Below are 16,405 nucleotides of genomic sequence, written 5' to 3' on the forward strand. Positions count from 1 at the left end.
GACAAATGAAATCACTCCTTAAAATATCTGGCTTAGTCACCTTTATTTTAACAGAGTATTTCATTTGTCCTTTTTTTTGCACTTTTCACAAAAAAGGTGTTGATGAAATTTACTTCATCAACACCATTTATTATAGAACCTTTTTTTGCGTCGCTCGGGAAGGGACGTTATTTTTCTGTTTATAAAAATTTCTACATATGAAGAAATTAATTATTGCACACAAATGACTTGCATCAACTAAATCTTTACGTTATCCTTTAAAACGTAATCGTTACGATTTGTAGCGAGCAATCATTATCCGACTTCGGATAGGCCATAAAGAGAAAACGGGGGAAAAATAAATGAATCAAAAAAAGAGTATGAAGTGGGCGTTGTCGCTGTTGGGCGCAACTGCACTATTGGCTGGTTGTGGAGCAGCCGAGAGCACAACAGAAAATACGGAGTCGGACAAGCTGCAGGTTGTCACGACCTTTTACCCGATGTACGATTTTACGAAACAGGTCGCGCAGGACGATGCCGACGTGAGCCTGCTTTTGGAAGCCGGAATGGAAGTCCATTCCTTTGAGCCTTCGAGCCAGATGATCGCGGAAATCCAGGATGCGGATGTGTTCATTTACAACAGCGCTGAGATGGAGACGTGGGTACCGGACGTGTTGGCTTCCATCGACACTTCGGATATGGTTGTCCTATGTGCAAGCGAAGCGATCACGCTATTGGAGTATGAAGGCGAGGCCCACGCGCATGACCATGAGTCCGAGGAGGAAGATGCGGAGACTGGACATACCCATACTGTCGATCCGCACGTATGGTTGGACCCTGTGTTGGCGCAAACAGAGGTTACGACGATTGCGGAAGGCTTGGCCGAAGCGGATGGGGACCATGCCGAGAATTATCTGAAAAATGCCGAAACGTATAACGGAAAACTGAACGAATTGGATGAAGCCTACCGTGCTGCTTTTGAGGGAGCAGAAAACCGTACTTTTGTGACGCAGCATGCCGCCTTCGCCTACTTGGCTGCCCGCTATAATCTTGAGCAGATTTCGGTGACGGGTCTGAATGCCGAAACGGAACCGAGTGCAGCTGCCTTGGCGACACTTTCCGAATACGTGAAGGCGAACAATATTTCGCACATCTATTTTGAAAACAATGCTTCTTCGCAGACGGCGGAGACGCTAGCGGAAGAGGTTGGAGTGGAATTGGCGGTGCTAAGCCCTCTCGAAGGAATCACCGAAGCAGAACAGGAAAATGGTTCGGATTATATTTCGGTCATGATGGATAATCTTGAGGCATTGAAGAAAAGTATCAACTGATAAGGGTTATTGTTCCTGCTCAGAGCGTTTGCGTGCTATGATTTGGTTGAGCTAAGTGGACAGAAAAGAATCAAAATGACAGGTTAAGATAACAGCAATCCAAGTGTAATTTCAATTTGAACAACACACACTTGTTTCAGTCAATGGGAAGGTATTGTCGGACAAGGAGGAAGCATCATGTTATTTACCGATCGGAAAGAAGCCGGCATCCTGCTGGCCGAGGCTTTGGAGAAGTACCGCGGAGAAGATATCGTCGTATTTGCCTTGCCGCGAGGGGGAGTGCCGTTGGGAGTGGAGATTGCCAAAAAATTGGCGGCGCCGCTTGATTTGCTTATCACAAAGAAAATCGGACACCCGTTCAATCCTGAATACGCCATCGGGGCCATCACAGAGGATGCGGACCCAATCTTCAATCCGGGCGAGCATGGGGTGTTGGACCAGAAATGGCTGGATTGGGAGCTGAAGCGGCTTCGACAGGAAATCAAACGGCGCAGGGAAACCTATGTCGGGGCAGCGAACATCCAATCCTTGGAAGGCAAAACGGCCATCATCGTGGATGACGGCATCGCGACCGGTTTCACGATGTTCGCTTCGATAGCGGCTCTGAAAAAGCGGCATCCGAAACGCATCATCGTCGCCGTTCCGGTAACGCCGGAGGATACCGCAAAAAGGATGGATCAAATGGTGGATGCAGTCGTTGCTTTGGAGCGGACGGATGACTATCTCGGCGCTGTGGGCGCTTATTATGTCCGTTTCGATCAGCTCGATGACGCGGAGGTCGTCTCCTTGCTCCAAGGCATGAACGTGAAGGAGGGGAAGGCAGATGAGTGATCCAGAAAAGGCAGTGCGGATAACCGGTGCGGGTGTCACACTGAACGGTGATCTGGCCTTGCACAAAGACGCGAAAGGGCTCGTTATTTTCGCCCATGGCAGCGGAAGCAGCCGGCATAGTGTCCGCAACAAATACGTGGCAAGCGTGCTGCGGGCGCATGGCTTATCCACCTTGTTGCTGGATCTGTTGACGGAAGCCGAGAGCGAGTGGACTGACAAACGGTTCGACATCGAATTGTTGACCCAACGGTTGACGCTTGCGGAAAAATGGGTGAAGCAGCAGGATGAAACGAAACTGTTACCGATCGGCTATTTCGGATCCAGCACCGGAGCGGCTGCCGCTTTGCAATCAGCCGCGGTGTTGGGCGATGAAATCAAGGCCGTCGTATCGCGCGGCGGGCGTCCTGATATGGCCAAGGCGCATCTGGCAAAGGTCAAGGCTCCGACACTTTTGCTGGTGGGCGGCTATGATGACGGAGTGATCGAACTGAATGAGCAGGCCTACGCATTACTGAACTGCGAAAAGGAAATGACCATCATTCCCGGAGCAACACATCTGTTTGAAGAGGCCGGCACCCTGGAACAAGTCGCCGAGTTGGCTGCGCAATGGTTTGTGAAGCAGTTTCCGGAAAAATAAGAGCGACCGAATTGATTTCGGCCAGGATGACAAAAAGCAGGACACCTTTCATGCGAAGGTCGTCCTGCTTATTTTTTTTTTAAAATGTGAAAGTGTCTATCACTTGGATTCAGGATTATAAGTCCAGCCATGATCGTTGTGGTAAATCATCAGCTTTGACATCCCGCCGTCGACAGTGAAATTCTGTCCGGTGATGAAGCTGGCTGCGTCACTGCAGAGGAAGCGGATCGTCTGCACGATGTCATCGGGTACGCCGACCCGACCGACAGGGTGCTGCAACAGGTCGGCGGTTTCGTAGTCAGGCTGGTAATTCTCTTCTTTATGGAAGGAACCCGTGTCGATCCAACCAGGGCTGATGGCATTGACGCGGGCTTTTCCAGCCAAGGAAATGCTGAGCGCATGCGTCAACGCAAGGATGCCGCCTTTAGCTGCCGAATAACTTTCGGTGTCCTCTTGCGACATGAAACCGCGGCTTGATGCGATGTTCACGACCGAAGCGCCAGCTGTGAACACCGGCAAAAGCAAACTCGTCAACATGTATGGCGCCGTGACGCCTAAAGCCAACACATAATTGAAGTCCTGATAGGAACATTCCGACAGGATACCTTTTTTGCTGATGCAAGCGTTGTTCACCAGATAATCGACTTTGCCGAAGCGTTGCTTGACGGCTTCCGCAAAAGCGTGAAGGGCAGCTTCCTCCGCGATGTCCCCGTGATGGAAATACACATCGTTCCTTGCGAAACGGGAAACGATCTTTTCGCCGGCTTCCTTATCTGTGTCCACGAATGCAACAACGGCACCCGCTGTCAAAAAAGATTCCACAGTGGCTCGGCCGATGCCGTTCGCTCCGCCGGTCACCACGATCACACGATTTTGAAAATCCATATTCCATTCCTCCTGACTGTTTGATGCTTCAAATATTTCGTGACTACAGCGAAAGCTTCAGCGATACCGGGCAATGGTCGCTGCCGAAGATATTTTCATGGATATCCGCGTCGACCAAGGCATCCTTCAATGTGTCCGATACAAGGAAATAGTCGATCCGCCAGCCGGCATTGTTTTTGCGGGCGTTGAAGCGGTAGCTCCACCAGGAATATCTGCCTTCCGCATCCGGATGGAAGTAGCGGAAAGTATCGATGAAACCGTTGGCGACCACTTCGCTGAACTTGGCGCGTTCCTCGTCCGAAAAGCCCGCGTTCTTGCGGTTCGTTTTCCAATTCTTCAGATCGATGTTCTCGTGGGCAACGTTCAGGTCGCCGCAGACGACAACCGGTTTTTCAGACTCCAGCCCTTTCAGATAAGCCAGAAAGGTTGTCTCCCAATCCATCCGGTAGTCCAACCGCTTCAGCTGCTCCTGTGAATTGGGCGTATAGACAGCGACTAGGTAGAAGCCGGCATACTCCAGGGTGATGACGCGTCCTTCCGAATCATGTTCGGCAGCGCCTATGCCCAACCGCACAGAAAGCGGTGTATGCTTTGTGAATATGGCCGTACCGGAATAGCCTTTGCGCTCCGCGTAATTCCAGTAGGATTCATACCCGGGGAATGCAAGCTCAATCTGGCCTTCCTGCAATTTTGTTTCCTGCAGACAGAAGAAATCGGCATCGAAGTCCGAAAAAATATCCGCAAAATTTTTGTTTACAATGGCCCGCAAGCCGTTGACGTTCCATGAGACAAATTTTAGCTCCATTTTATGTTCACCTGCCTTAACGTAACGCAATCGTATAGTAAAGGAACAGGATGAAGAGGAAGAGATTGATGGCGGCCAGTGTCCACTTCATTTTAGGCTCTGGGATGTTCAACGCAAAAATCGTTCCGACAATCGGCAAAAACAGCGCCAAAACCAACGAAGTAGTGGATACGGAGCCGGGATCTTTGGTAGTGAAGAGGTAAAGAGGGTAAAGGATGGACAATAGTGTGAATGTTATTCCGTTTCTGGTTTGTTTGGGTTGCATAAAGCAGCCTCCTTTTTCTGTTATCTGTAATATTTTACCATACCTATGCGCTTGGATCGCAAGGAAGAGGGCCGGAATTCGTGTCCAAAAAATGAGAAAGGATTCTTTCCGGCAGACAGATATCTAACAAAGCTATTTCAAATTGATTAAATTGTAAATTTTTTCATAAACTTGTGTTAAAATAGCATGAACAGGTGCGGAAATGTTTTTGATTAAAAAATGATTAACATTTGGTTAAAGAAATATAATTAATCGTTGCCGCTTACTTATTTGATACAAATCCGCATCAAGTGATGTTAGAATGGACTACATAAATAAAATTAGTGGGTGAAATGCATGTTGGGGACGGAAATAAAACAACAGTTTCCTGAAACGATCGTTAAAGAGAATGAAAACTTATCAAATTATACATACACAAAAACAGGTGGACCTGCGGATGTGCTGGTCTTTCCGAAATCCAAAGATGAAGTAGCGGCAATCGTTGCATGGGTGAATGAAAAGCAAGCGCCTTTGACCGTATTGGGCAATTCCAGCAATGTCATCATCAAGGATGGCGGCATCCGCGGCATCGTCATGATCCTGACGGAAATGGACCATATGGAAGTGAAGCGCCATCGGTTGATCGTCCAGAGCGGCGCACGCTTGATCGATGCTTCGCGGATGGCCTTGGCTGAGCGGTTGAGCGGCTTGGAATTCGCATGCGGCATTCCCGGCAGCGTCGGTGGAGCGGTCTACATGAACGCCGGAGCCTATGACGGTGAAGTCGAAGAAGTCATCGAATCCGTAGTGGTGATCACACGCGAAGGCAAAATCAAAATCTACGAGAAGAATGAGCTTGAGTTTTCCTATCGCCACAGCAAGCTGCAGGAAACGAACGAAATCGTTCTGGAAGTCGTCTTCCACCTGGAAAAAGGCAAGCAGGAAACAATCAAAGCCCGAATGGATGACTTGACGGCTTTGCGCGAATCGAAGCAACCATTGGAATATCCTTCATGCGGCAGCGTCTTCAAACGGCCGACCGGGTATTTTACAGGCAAATTGATCCAAGAAGCGGGTCTGCAAGGTTTGATTTGGGGCGGGGCACAGGTGTCGATGAAGCATGCAGGCTTTATCGTGAATATCAACAATGCCACAGCGACCGATTACATTGAACTGATCGCGCATATCAAAGAAGTCATAATGGAACATTATGGTGTGCCATTGGAAACGGAAGTCCGGATCATCGGAGAAGATACAGTGGGAAGCTTATAGGTGAAAAGAAGGCTGGGTGTGAACATTCAGCTCTTTTTTGAATAGCACTCAATTATTTTTTTTAAAAATATATAATGAAGGAGGATAGCCCATGCGAAGACCACTGATATCTTTTCAGAACTTTAGTTTCACCTATTCAGATCAAAAGGAACCGACGCTGGAAGAACTGAATGTCACCATCTACGAAGGAGAAAAAATACTTGTGCTCGGCCCTAGCGGCTCCGGGAAAACGACCTTTGCCCGTTGCCTCACTGGCGTATTGCCGAGTGAAGAGAACGGCGATGCGAGCGGAAACATCCTCTTTCACCATCAGATCGATCAAACGGTTGCCCCCTTCGAAGATTTTCTTCCGAATGAAATGAAACTGGTCAAGAACAGTCTGATTCCCCACGCGGATCAGATGGGGAAATTTGGAGTGAAGCAACACGTCCCGTTCCGTACAGCGGATGATGTTAAAAAAATGGACAATTGGCATGATTTTTTGAAGAAACGCCCGTATCTGAAGCGCAGTTTCATGAAATTGTCGGAACAACAGTTGGGCGACATCACAATGGCCGGCATCTCCTTGGATGGCAAGCCAGTGATTTTATTCGATGAACCATTAGCGAATCTGGACCCGAGTTCCGGGGATTTGGCCATGAAATTCATTGATGATCTGCATCGCGTCAGCGACACGACCGTCCTCATCATCGAACATAGGCTGGAAGATGTCTTGGCGCAACCGATCGATCGCATCCTGCTGTTTTCCGGCGGGCGGATCATCGCGGACGCAACGCCGGAGGAGATCCTCCGCACCGAAATTTTGAGCGATATCGGCATCCGGGAACCACTTTACATCACGGCCATGCGCTATGCCGGAGTCGATCTGGACAATGTCCGGGAACTGGCGAATGCAAAGAAAGTGAACGGACCGCAATTAAAGGAACAGATGGAGAGCTGGCTGAATTATCTGCCTCAATTCAGGTATCCCGATTATGATGAAGTGCTTCTGGAGCTGGATGGCTTATCATTCAAATACCCTTGGAACGACAAGGACATCGTCGACGGTGCCTTTCTCCGCATCTACAAAGGGGAAATGATCAGCCTGGTCGGTGCAAACGGAGCCGGCAAATCAACGCTTTCCCGTTTGATGACCGGAGAAGAAAAGCCGCAGAGTGGCCGTATCTACTGGAAAGGCCATGAAGTCAGCGACATCGATGCGGATGAAGCGGCAAATTATGTCGGCTACGTCCCGCAGAACCCGAAAGATAGCCTGTCACAGGAAACCGTGTATGAAGAGATTGCTTTGAAACTGAAGCAGCGCAACATGCCTGAGGAAGAGATCGTAAGGAAAGTCGATGAAGTGGCGAAAGTTTGCGGACTGCAATACATCAAAGACTTGCCGTTATCGATGCTGAGTTTCGGTCAACTGAAACGGGTGTCGATCGCCTCCGTCTTGGCGCTGGATCCGGAGTTGATCATCTTGGATGAGCCGGCAGCGGGGCAGGATTTCAGCCATTATAAAGACATCATGCATTTCCTCCAGCGGATCCATCAGAACGGTGTGACCGTCGTGATCGTAACGCATGACATGCACCTGATGCTGGAATACACCCGCAGAGCGGTCGTCATGGCCAAGGGGAAGATCGTGGCCGATACGAGTTCCGCTTTTGTCCTCATCAATCCGAGGCTGATCCAGATCGCCTCATTGAAAGAGACCACCTTGTTCACCTTCGCCAATCAGATCGGAATGACGGATCCTTACTCCTTCACGGAAAAATTCGTCTACTACGATCGGGCCGCGCGTCTTTTCTAAAAAAATACAGATAAGTCCAAACGTCAGAATGATCATTTCTGGCGTTTTTTGTTGTAAAGGATGCGACTTCTTATATAATAATAGTGTTTTGTGCTAACATAATAGTGATGAGTGAATATCCGGTCGCATCCGATTGGAGTGAACGTTCAGCGCCCATACATAAACGATAAAGGCGGGAGAAAATGACTGATAAACCAATCATTACTTTGGAGAATGTAAAAAAAGTATACGATAATGAAACTGTGTTGCATGATATTAACTTTGAGCTTGAAAGAGGCAAATTCTATACCCTTTTGGGACCATCCGGCTGCGGAAAAACGACGATTCTGCGTTTGATCGCGGGGTTCGCGGACGCAACGGAAGGCATCATCAAAATCAATGAGGAAGTAGTGAATGACATACCGGCGAACCGGCGCAAAGTCAATACGGTTTTCCAGGACTACGCTTTGTTCCCCCACATGAATGTTTTCGATAATATCGCATTCGGGCTGACGATCAAAAAAATGCCCAAGGACCAAGTCAAGCTGAAAGTGGAAGAGGCACTGAAAATGGTACAGCTTGAGGGCTATGAAAACCGTGAAATCAGCGAAATGTCGGGCGGCCAGCAACAAAGGGTCGCAATCGCCAGGGCAATCGTCAACGAACCGGATGTGCTGCTTTTGGATGAACCTTTGTCGGCTTTGGATTTGAAACTGCGCACGGATATGCAGTACGAACTCCGTGAACTGCAGCAGCGTTTGGGTATCACCTTTATTTTTGTAACGCACGATCAGGAAGAGGCATTGGCCATGAGCGATTGGATCTTCGTCATGAACAAGGGTGCGATTGTCCAGAGCGGCACACCTGTGGATATTTACGATGAGCCGATCAACCGATTCGTTGCGGATTTCATAGGCGAGAGCAATATCGTTCCTGGGATGATGGTGGAGGACTACAAAGTCAGCTTCGTTGGCAAGGAGTTCGAATGTTCCGATGCGGGCATCACTCCGGGTGAAAAAATCGAAATCGTCATCCGTCCGGAAGATCTGGAACTGACGACTGTCGAAAACGGCAAACTGGTCGTGAATATCGATACGCAGCTGTTCCGCGGCGTCCACTATGAAATCATCGGCTATGACAAGGACGGAAACGAGTGGATGATCCATTCCACCAAGCGCGCGGAAATCGGCAAGGATGTCGGACTCCATTTCGGTCCGCAGGATATCCATGTCATGCGCCTGGGCGAATCCGAGGAAGAGTTCGATGCCCGTCTGGAAAGCTATGAAGAGTAGGGGGAAAGACATGACGAAAAATTCTAGAGCATTCTATTCTGTTCCTTACATACTGTGGCTGGGGCTGTTTGTAATATCCCCGGTGCTGCTGATTCTGTACCAGTCCTTTTTCGACATCACCGGAGCCTTCACTTTTGCTAACTACGCGACCTATTTCAGCTCGGGAAATTATCTGCGGATGACGTTGAATTCGTTCCTGTATGCGTTCATCATCACCCTCGTGACGTTCCTGATCAGTTACCCGACGGCCTTGTTCCTGAGCCGGACGAAGCATAAGCCGCTCTGGCTGTCTTTGATCATTTTGCCGACATGGATCAATCTTTTGCTGAAGGCCTATGCCTTCATCGGGTTGTTCAGTCAGAGCGGGACGGTCAATCAATTCCTGAGCTTCATGGGCATCGGTCCCCAACAGATCCTGTTCACGGACTTCAGTTTCATTTTCGTGGCGGCCTACATCGAGTTGCCTTTCATGATTTTGCCGATCTTCAATTCGATCGAAGAGCTGAACCCGTCCCTGATCGTGGCCAGTGAGGACTTGGGTGCGACAAGGATGCAGACTTTGACGAGGGTCATCTTTCCTCTGACGCTGAGCGGCGTGCGCAGCGGTTTCCAGGCCGTCTTCATTCCGTCACTTTCGCTGTTCATGTTGACGCGACTGATCGGTGGAAACCGGGTCATCACTTTGGGCACAGCTGTGGAACAGCATTTTCTCGTCACCCAGAACTGGGGGATGGGCTCCACGATCGGCGTCATTCTGATCATCAGCATGATCGCCATCATGTCCCTGACGAGTGATAAAAAGAAGAAAGGCAGGGGAGTCAAATGAAGGGAACAACCAACACGAAGTGGAACAATGCATTCCTTGTGCTCGTTTTCGCCATCCTGTACCTGCCGATTTTTTATCTGATCTTTTATTCGTTCAATGCCGGCGGGACCATGAACACTTTCACCGGCTTCACGTGGGAGCATTACCAAGCTGTCTTTGAGGACACGCGCTTGATCGGCATCGTGCTGAACACGTTTTTGGTGGCTTTGCTTTCGGCTCTCAGCGCGACTGCAATCGGCACGATGGGCGCGATCTATATTTATTACACGAAGAAACGCAGCACTAAAAATACGCTCTTGAGCCTGAACAACGTGCTGATGGTTTCGCCGGACGTCATCATCGGGGCGAGCCTGTTGATCCTTTTCACGCTGCTCGGCTTTTCGTTGGGCTTCTCCTCGGTGGTGCTGTCGCATATCGCTTTTTCGATTCCGATTGTCGTGCTGATGGTGCTGCCGAAGCTTTATGAGATGAACGATTCGATGATCAGCGCGGCCCAGGATCTGGGTGCGAGCTCCGGCCAAGTGTTCAGCAGAATCCTGATACCGAGCATCACTCCGGGAATACTGAGCGGTTTCTTCATGGCCTTCACTTATTCCTTGGATGATTTTGCGGTGACCTTTTTCGTGACCGGGAATGGCTTCACCACTTTGGCGGTGGAAATCTATTCGCGGGCTCGCCGTGGTGTCAGCCTGGAAATCAATGCGCTCAGTGCGCTGATGTTCCTGTTCACGCTGCTTTTGGTATTGGGCTACTATTTCATCCAACAATATGGGCACAATAAACGCGCGCAGCAATTAAAGGCAATCGGAAAACATGCCGGTTCGGAACGGACGGTGAAAAAAGGATGAAAAAATTAATGGGAATGGCGGCCTCTGTGCTGTTTGTCTGTGCAGCGATCGCTTTCGGAATCAGCTCGTTGAACAGGTCGCAAGGCTTCACGGACGGGAATACACTGACCATCTACAACTGGGGCGACTATATCGAGCCGGAGCTGATCACGAAATTCGAAGAGGAGTCCGGGTATAAGGTTTCCTACGAAACGTTTGATTCGAACGAGGCCATGTACACCAAAGTCAAGCAGGGCGGCACGGCCTACGATCTGAGCATCCCTTCGGAGTACATGATAAATAAAATGGCTGAAGAAGGATTGCTGATTGAGCTGGACCATTCGAAGATCGAAGGCCTGGAGAACATCGACCCGCGCTTCCTGGATCTGCCGTTCGACGAGGGCAACAACTATTCTATCCCTTATTTCTGGGGAACGTTGGGAATCATCTATAATGACAAAATGGTGACGGAAGAGCCCACTTCCTGGTCCGATCTCTGGGATCCGAGCTATGCGAACAGCCTGCTGCTGATCGATGGGGCGCGCGAAGTGATGGGGCTGGGCCTCCAAACTGAAGGCTACTCTCTCAACGAAAGGGATCCGGTCGTGTTGACAGAAATCGCAGAGAAACTGAAGGATATCACGCCGAACGTCAAAGCAATCGTTGCCGATGAAATCAAAATGTACATGATCCAGGAAGAAGCGGCCATCGCTGTGACTTTCTCCGGCGAAGCCAGCGAGATGCTTTGGGAAAACGAACATCTCCATTATGTGATCCCGGAAGAGGGCTCAAATCTCTGGTTCGACAATATCGTCATCCCGAAGACCGCAAAAAATATCGAAGGCGCTTATGCCTTCATCAATTTCATGCTGGAACCTGAAAATGCGGCCATCAATGCGGCATACGTCGGCTACGCCACACCGAACCAAACCGCCATCGAGCTGATGGATCCCGAAATAACCAGCGATAAACAATTTTATCCGTCCGATGAAGTCATGGACAAACTCGAAGTCTACGAAAACCTGGGAGCCAAAACACTGGGAACGTACAATGACCTGTTCCTCGAGATCAAGATGTTCAGGAAATAACATATAAAACATTGGAAATGACGTGCACTCTCTGCGGAATTCCCCGCCAAAATAGGGTTAGCGGGGAATCTTGTGTTGTCCGAGGCCGTTTTTCCCCGCCAAAGTGGTTTCGGCGGGTTTTCTGCCTGTGATTTGAACTGATTTTCCCCGCCAAAATGCTTTTGGCGGGTTATTTCTAAGCATAAATTCAATTCCTATAGAAAGGGGCAGCATCAAACTAGAAAATACCACTCTAGTTTGATGCTGCCCCTTGTTGGAGAAAAACATTGACTTGATCTTAAGGTTAATAGGTATGCTTGCATATAAAGATGCTAGCATTTCATTTAAGCGAGGCGGGATAATGAGAAAGAGAATCTTGCTGACTGTCGTGCTCTTCGCTTTTGGACTATTAGCCGCTTGCTTCAGACAAACTTCTGAAAGAGGTGAAACAGATTTGAACTCAAGGTTACAAGATAGTCAATCATCAGAAAATGATAGTGAGACAGGAGGAAACAAAATGCAGATACAAGTTAAAGATGAGATACATACTGTTGTATTTATGCTTAATAATAGTGTTGCAGCAGAATCACTCTATAATCAGCTTCCTTTTAAAATAAGGGTGGAGAATTATGGGAACAACGAAAAAATATTTTATCCACCAACAAAACTGAATACTACTGACACGCCGAGTGCAGAGGGCCCTGCCGGCACACTTGCATATTTCGAACCATGGGGAAATGTGGTCATGTATTACGGCAGCTTTGGACGTTACCGGGGGTTGTATGATTTGGGAACAGCTATTTCAGGTGGAGAACATATCAGAAAATTGACAGGGGAAATCTCTGTCACTAAGATTTCTGAATGAAATCAGTTGGAATGTATTGATTTGGCAGCCGCTTTTACAGTAGCCTCAAACTACCCGTCGAAGAAATTCCGCTTCACAATCCGCGCAAGGTTATGCTATCATTAAAATAAGATTAAAAGAAAGAAGGGAATCTCTTGACTAAATTCATCAGTTCAGACAAAGCGCCCGCAGCGATCGGTCCTTATTCGCAAGGAACAAGAAAGAACGGTTTCATCTTTTCATCCGGACAATTACCAATCGATATGGAAACGAAGGAACTTGTTACTGATCCTGCAGCAGCGACAACAGCCAGCTTGAACAATGTGTTGACGATCGTCAAAGCGGGCGGCGGCTCGTTGGAATCAATCCTGAAAGTCAACGTGTTCGTGAAGGACATCAATGATTTTGACGCGATCAACGGTGCGTATACCGCATTCTTCGGCGAACATAAACCAGCCCGTTCATTGGTGCAGGTTGCCGCTTTACCGAAAGATGCCGTCATCGAAATCGAAGCTATCGCATTTAAAGACTAATACAAATAAAAGAAGAACGGCTATCTCCAAGTGAGATAGCCGTTCTTCTTTTATTTGATAGGATTGTGTTCAGGATGTCCGATTCATGCGGATTATCGGACAAGCTTGGATCTGGATGTGTTCAGGATGTCCGATTCATGCGGGTTATCGGACAAGCTTGGGTCTGGATGTGTTCAGGATGTCCGATTCATGCGGGTTATCGGACAAGCTTGGATCTGGATGTGTTCAGGATGTCCGATTCTTCCGGGTTATCGGACAAGCTTGGGTCTGGATGTGTTCAGGATGTCCGATTCATGCGGGTTATCGGACAAGCTTGGGTCTGGATGTGTTCAGGATGTCCGATTCATGCGGATTATCGGACAAGCTTGGGTCTGGATGTGTTCAGGATGTCCGATTCTTCCGGGTTATCGGACAAGCTTGGGTCTGGATGTGTTCAGGATGTCCGATTCTTCCGGGTTATCGGACAAGCTTGGATCTGGATGTGTTCAGGATGTCCGATTCATGCGGGTTATCGGACAAGCTTGGGTCTGGATGTGTTCCGGATGTCCGATTCATGCGGGTTATCGGACAAGCTTGGGTCTGGATGTGTTCCGGATGTCCGATTCATGCGGATTATCGGACATTCTTAGCACTTTTGTGTGAAGCATAGAATGCAAAACACTCAGACGCAACGAACCCATTCCGATCCGTTATTCGAACGGATTCGCTTTGGCCGGGGGCTGGTCATCCACCCATTCCGGCTTGATTTCCAACTGCTGCCCGAAGATCATCATTTTCAGGCGGACGCCTTCACGGGTGGCTGCGAGGCCGCCCAAACCGGTTTCGCGCAGGGAGGCGGGAAGGTTTTTCCCGACTTTGCGCATCGCTTCGATCACATCGTCGGCGGGGATTTTGTTCGTCAGCCCGGCCAAGGCCATATCGGCGCTGATCAGGGCATTGACCGCACCGATTGCATTGCGCTTGACGCAGGGGATCTCGACCAGTCCGGCAACCGGATCGCAGACGAGGCCGAGCAGATTGCTGATGGCCATCGCCATCGCTTCCGAGGCCTGCTCAGGCGTTCCGCCCGCGATTTCTACAGCCGCAGCGGCAGCCATTCCAGATGCGCTCCCGACTTCGGCTTGGCAGCCTCCAGCGGCGCCGGAAATCATGGCATTGTTGGCGATCACCATGCCGAAGCCGCTGGCGCAGAACAGCATTTGGACCATCTGTTCCTCCGTCAGCCCCAGCTTGTCCTTAATGGCGAACATCACACCGGGCAAAGTCCCCGATGAGCCGGCAGTCGGGGTAGCGCAGATGATTCCCAACGAAGCGTTGACTTCGTTCGTGGCGATGGCGCTCTCCACCGCGATCAGCAGGTCGTCGCCTGAAAGCGTCTTGCCGCGTTGGCGATAGTTCCGCAGTTTCACGGCTTCACCGCCTGTCAATCCAGTGGGGGAAAACACGCCATCGCCAGCCAAGCCTTTTTCGACTGCGGCCTTCATGACGTGGTAATTGTTGCGCATTTGTTCCCAAATTTCCGCACGCGTCCGGTGGCTTTTGGCCATTTCCTGCAGCAGCATCAATTCGGAAATCGGTTTGCCGCTTTCCTCCGCGGCGGTAACCAATTCTGCAATCTTATTGTACAAAGCGGTATTCCTTCTTTCCTAACTGATCAGTATCGCCTTTTCGATGAAAGGCAGCTCGTTGATTTCGTAGATCATTTCTTTAGTGGGGACCGTATCCAGATAGAGGACGACCCATTCGGTATCACTTTCCCTGAAAATGCGGATATCATTCAAGGGATAGCCTTTGAATGCAAAATAATTCTGCCATTCCGCTTCGCTGTAAAGATGGTATTGGAGCGTATTCTGATGGATGAAATAGATAGGCAGATGCGCATCCAATCGCATCGAGAAGTTGTCGATGGCGACATGGTTCAAAACGATCGAGCCGCCGCCGATGGAACTGCCCGTAACGGTTATTTTTTTCTTGTCCCGTTCCAACACCATCGTGGCCGTGTTCGGGTGGCCGACGGGAGAGTCGCCGCTCTCTTCGATGAATGTCACGGCTATCTTTTGGGATTTGGCCATTTTGAGGGATTGCGGAATCATCGGATCATCCGCCGCAAAACCGAGTATTCCGCCAAGGATCGCAAAATCGGTGCCGTGCCCGAGATGGGTATCCGCGAACGATTCATAGTAATGGATCGTGACCTTTTTCGGCTTAACCTCGAACAGCTGCGCCGCCGCTTTCCCCAATGCCAAAGCCCCGGCTGTATGCGAGCTGGAAGGGCCAACCATCACCGGACCGATGATATCGAAAATGCTTCTGAATGTATGGCTCATGACGATCCCCTTTCCTTATTGGTTCATGGAAGCTTGCCTCTCATTATAGCGAAAAGGCTGTCGGAATGACAGAACGCCTACTTGCTTTTTTATCGGATTCTAATTGCTTTTTAACAGAGTATACGCTGCCAGCCATAGAAACGCTTCCTTTCCGTATGATATAATGATTTCATCATCCTGAAAGGAACGCGTGAAAAAATGGAACTTAAAGAACTGGTTGGATTAAAAGCTGCAGAATACATCAAAGACGGTATGACAGTTGGACTGGGAACAGGCTCGACTGCCTATTATTTTGTAAAAGAGATCGGTAGACGTGTGAACGAGGAAGGCTTGAAGATCACTGGAGTGACGACTTCGATCCAAACAAAGGAGTTGGCCGAATCGTTGGGGATACCGTTAAAAAGTGTGGATGAAGTGACTTGCATCGACATCACGGTGGACGGAGCCGATGAAATCAGCGAAGATTTCCAAGGGATAAAGGGCGGCGGCGGAGCCTTGCTGTTTGAAAAAATCGTTGCCGACAATTCCAAGAAAGTCATCTGGATCGTCGATGAAAGCAAAATGGTGAAACATCTGGGCGCATTTCCGCTGCCGGTGGAAGTCGTCTGCTACGGATCAATCCAACTGTTCAATAAATTCAATAAAAAAGGCTACAATCCGGAATTCCGCAAGACAGCAAGCGGGGACTATTATTTGACTGATGAGAAGAACAATATCATCGATCTGCATCTGGGTGAAATTTTGGATCCGATGGCACTTGCCGAGGATCTGATCCATCTGACCGGTGTCGTGGAACATGGTTTGTTCCTTGACTGTGTGGATACCGTTTTGGTCGGTACAAAAGACGGCGTGAAAGTGATCGAAGCGAAGAGATAAGCTTCAACTTAGGTGCACAAAAACGTTTTGCGCTGTGCTTGATATTCGAAAAGTC

General features: G+C 49.2%; 17 protein-coding genes. 12 read left to right on the forward strand and 5 right to left on the reverse strand.

From position 1 onward, the window contains the following. Window positions 1-341 precede the first annotated feature (341 nt). The 3 genes from C8U37_RS04020 (at window position 342) to C8U37_RS04030 (ending at window position 2,778) form a co-directional block, all read left to right on the forward strand. On the forward strand, window positions 342-1,310 hold the full coding sequence (locus C8U37_RS04020; RefSeq protein ID WP_211306121.1) for a metal ABC transporter substrate-binding protein: 969 nt from the start codon (window positions 342-344) through the stop codon (window positions 1,308-1,310). A 177-nt stretch (window positions 1,311-1,487) separates the two neighbouring features. Next, window positions 1,488-2,141 carry a phosphoribosyltransferase gene (locus C8U37_RS04025; RefSeq protein WP_108031993.1) on the forward strand — a complete coding sequence of 218 codons (654 nt, stop codon included), beginning with the start codon at window positions 1,488-1,490 and terminating at the stop codon, window positions 2,139-2,141. Next, window positions 2,134-2,778, forward strand: a complete 645-nt coding sequence (locus C8U37_RS04030) for a dienelactone hydrolase family protein (RefSeq protein WP_108031994.1) — start codon at window positions 2,134-2,136, stop codon at window positions 2,776-2,778. The genes C8U37_RS04025 and C8U37_RS04030 overlap by 8 nt, the downstream gene beginning before the upstream one ends. Before the next feature lie 99 nt (window positions 2,779-2,877). Here C8U37_RS04030 and C8U37_RS04035 read toward each other — a convergent pair whose 3' ends face one another. The 3 genes from C8U37_RS04035 to C8U37_RS04045 are packed head-to-tail and all read right to left on the reverse strand — an operon-like array spanning window position 2,878 to window position 4,733. Beyond that, the gene (locus C8U37_RS04035; protein ID WP_108031995.1) at window positions 2,878-3,663 is read right to left on the reverse strand and encodes an SDR family oxidoreductase; all 786 of its coding nucleotides are present in this window, start codon (window positions 3,661-3,663) and stop codon (window positions 2,878-2,880) included. 43 nt (window positions 3,664-3,706) lie between these two features. Next, window positions 3,707-4,468, reverse strand: coding sequence for an exodeoxyribonuclease III (locus C8U37_RS04040; protein WP_108031996.1), 762 nt, complete (start codon window positions 4,466-4,468; stop codon window positions 3,707-3,709). 16 nt (window positions 4,469-4,484) lie between these two features. Beyond that, the gene (locus C8U37_RS04045; RefSeq protein WP_108031997.1) at window positions 4,485-4,733 is read right to left on the reverse strand and encodes a hypothetical protein; all 249 of its coding nucleotides are present in this window, start codon (window positions 4,731-4,733) and stop codon (window positions 4,485-4,487) included. 336 nt (window positions 4,734-5,069) lie between these two features. Between C8U37_RS04045 and murB the strand changes: the two genes are divergently transcribed. The 8 genes from murB to C8U37_RS04085 all read left to right on the forward strand — a co-directional run bounded on the left by murB (window position 5,070) and on the right by C8U37_RS04085 (window position 13,147). Next, the gene (gene murB / locus C8U37_RS04050) at window positions 5,070-5,984 is read left to right on the forward strand and encodes a UDP-N-acetylmuramate dehydrogenase (protein WP_108031998.1); all 915 of its coding nucleotides are present in this window, start codon (window positions 5,070-5,072) and stop codon (window positions 5,982-5,984) included. Between the two features lie 91 nt (window positions 5,985-6,075). Next, entirely contained in the window at window positions 6,076-7,779 is a 1,704-nt protein-coding gene (locus tag C8U37_RS04055) for an ABC transporter ATP-binding protein (RefSeq protein ID WP_108031999.1), read from the forward strand. A gap of 182 nt (window positions 7,780-7,961) precedes the next feature. Then, entirely contained in the window at window positions 7,962-9,050 is a 1,089-nt protein-coding gene (locus C8U37_RS04060; RefSeq protein ID WP_108032000.1) for an ABC transporter ATP-binding protein, read from the forward strand. Between the two features lie 10 nt (window positions 9,051-9,060). Then, window positions 9,061-9,876: an ABC transporter permease gene (locus tag C8U37_RS04065; RefSeq protein ID WP_108032001.1), complete on the forward strand. Its 816-nt coding sequence runs from the start codon at window positions 9,061-9,063 to the stop codon at window positions 9,874-9,876. Next, window positions 9,873-10,724 carry an ABC transporter permease gene (locus C8U37_RS04070; protein ID WP_108032002.1) on the forward strand — a complete coding sequence of 284 codons (852 nt, stop codon included), beginning with the start codon at window positions 9,873-9,875 and terminating at the stop codon, window positions 10,722-10,724. The genes C8U37_RS04065 and C8U37_RS04070 overlap by 4 nt, the downstream gene beginning before the upstream one ends. Beyond that, entirely contained in the window at window positions 10,721-11,791 is a 1,071-nt protein-coding gene (locus C8U37_RS04075) for an ABC transporter substrate-binding protein (protein ID WP_108032003.1), read from the forward strand. The genes C8U37_RS04070 and C8U37_RS04075 overlap by 4 nt, the downstream gene beginning before the upstream one ends. Before the next feature lie 340 nt (window positions 11,792-12,131). Further along, window positions 12,132-12,635 (forward strand): cyclophilin-like fold protein, encoded by a 504-nt coding sequence (locus C8U37_RS04080; protein ID WP_245879752.1) that lies wholly within the window; start codon window positions 12,132-12,134, stop codon window positions 12,633-12,635. Window positions 12,636-12,769: 134 nt separating this feature from the next. Then, on the forward strand, window positions 12,770-13,147 hold the full coding sequence (locus C8U37_RS04085; protein ID WP_108032004.1) for a Rid family detoxifying hydrolase: 378 nt from the start codon (window positions 12,770-12,772) through the stop codon (window positions 13,145-13,147). A gap of 689 nt (window positions 13,148-13,836) precedes the next feature. Here the strand turns inward: C8U37_RS04085 and sdaAA are convergent. After that, complete coding sequence (sdaAA, locus tag C8U37_RS04090; protein ID WP_108032005.1) at window positions 13,837-14,775, reverse strand: L-serine ammonia-lyase, iron-sulfur-dependent, subunit alpha; 939 nt, start codon at window positions 14,773-14,775, stop codon at window positions 13,837-13,839. 18 nt (window positions 14,776-14,793) lie between these two features. After that, window positions 14,794-15,474: a serine dehydratase beta chain gene (locus C8U37_RS04095; RefSeq protein ID WP_108032006.1), complete on the reverse strand. Its 681-nt coding sequence runs from the start codon at window positions 15,472-15,474 to the stop codon at window positions 14,794-14,796. Between the two features lie 198 nt (window positions 15,475-15,672). Here C8U37_RS04095 and rpiA point away from each other — a divergent pair, with 198 nt between their 5' ends. Next, on the forward strand, window positions 15,673-16,350 hold the full coding sequence (rpiA, locus tag C8U37_RS04100) for a ribose-5-phosphate isomerase RpiA (RefSeq protein WP_108032007.1): 678 nt from the start codon (window positions 15,673-15,675) through the stop codon (window positions 16,348-16,350). Window positions 16,351-16,405: the final 55 nt, after the last annotated feature.

The organism is Trichococcus patagoniensis (genome assembly GCF_003051085.1).
Classification (GTDB): Bacteria; Bacillota; Bacilli; order Lactobacillales; family Aerococcaceae; genus Trichococcus; species Trichococcus patagoniensis.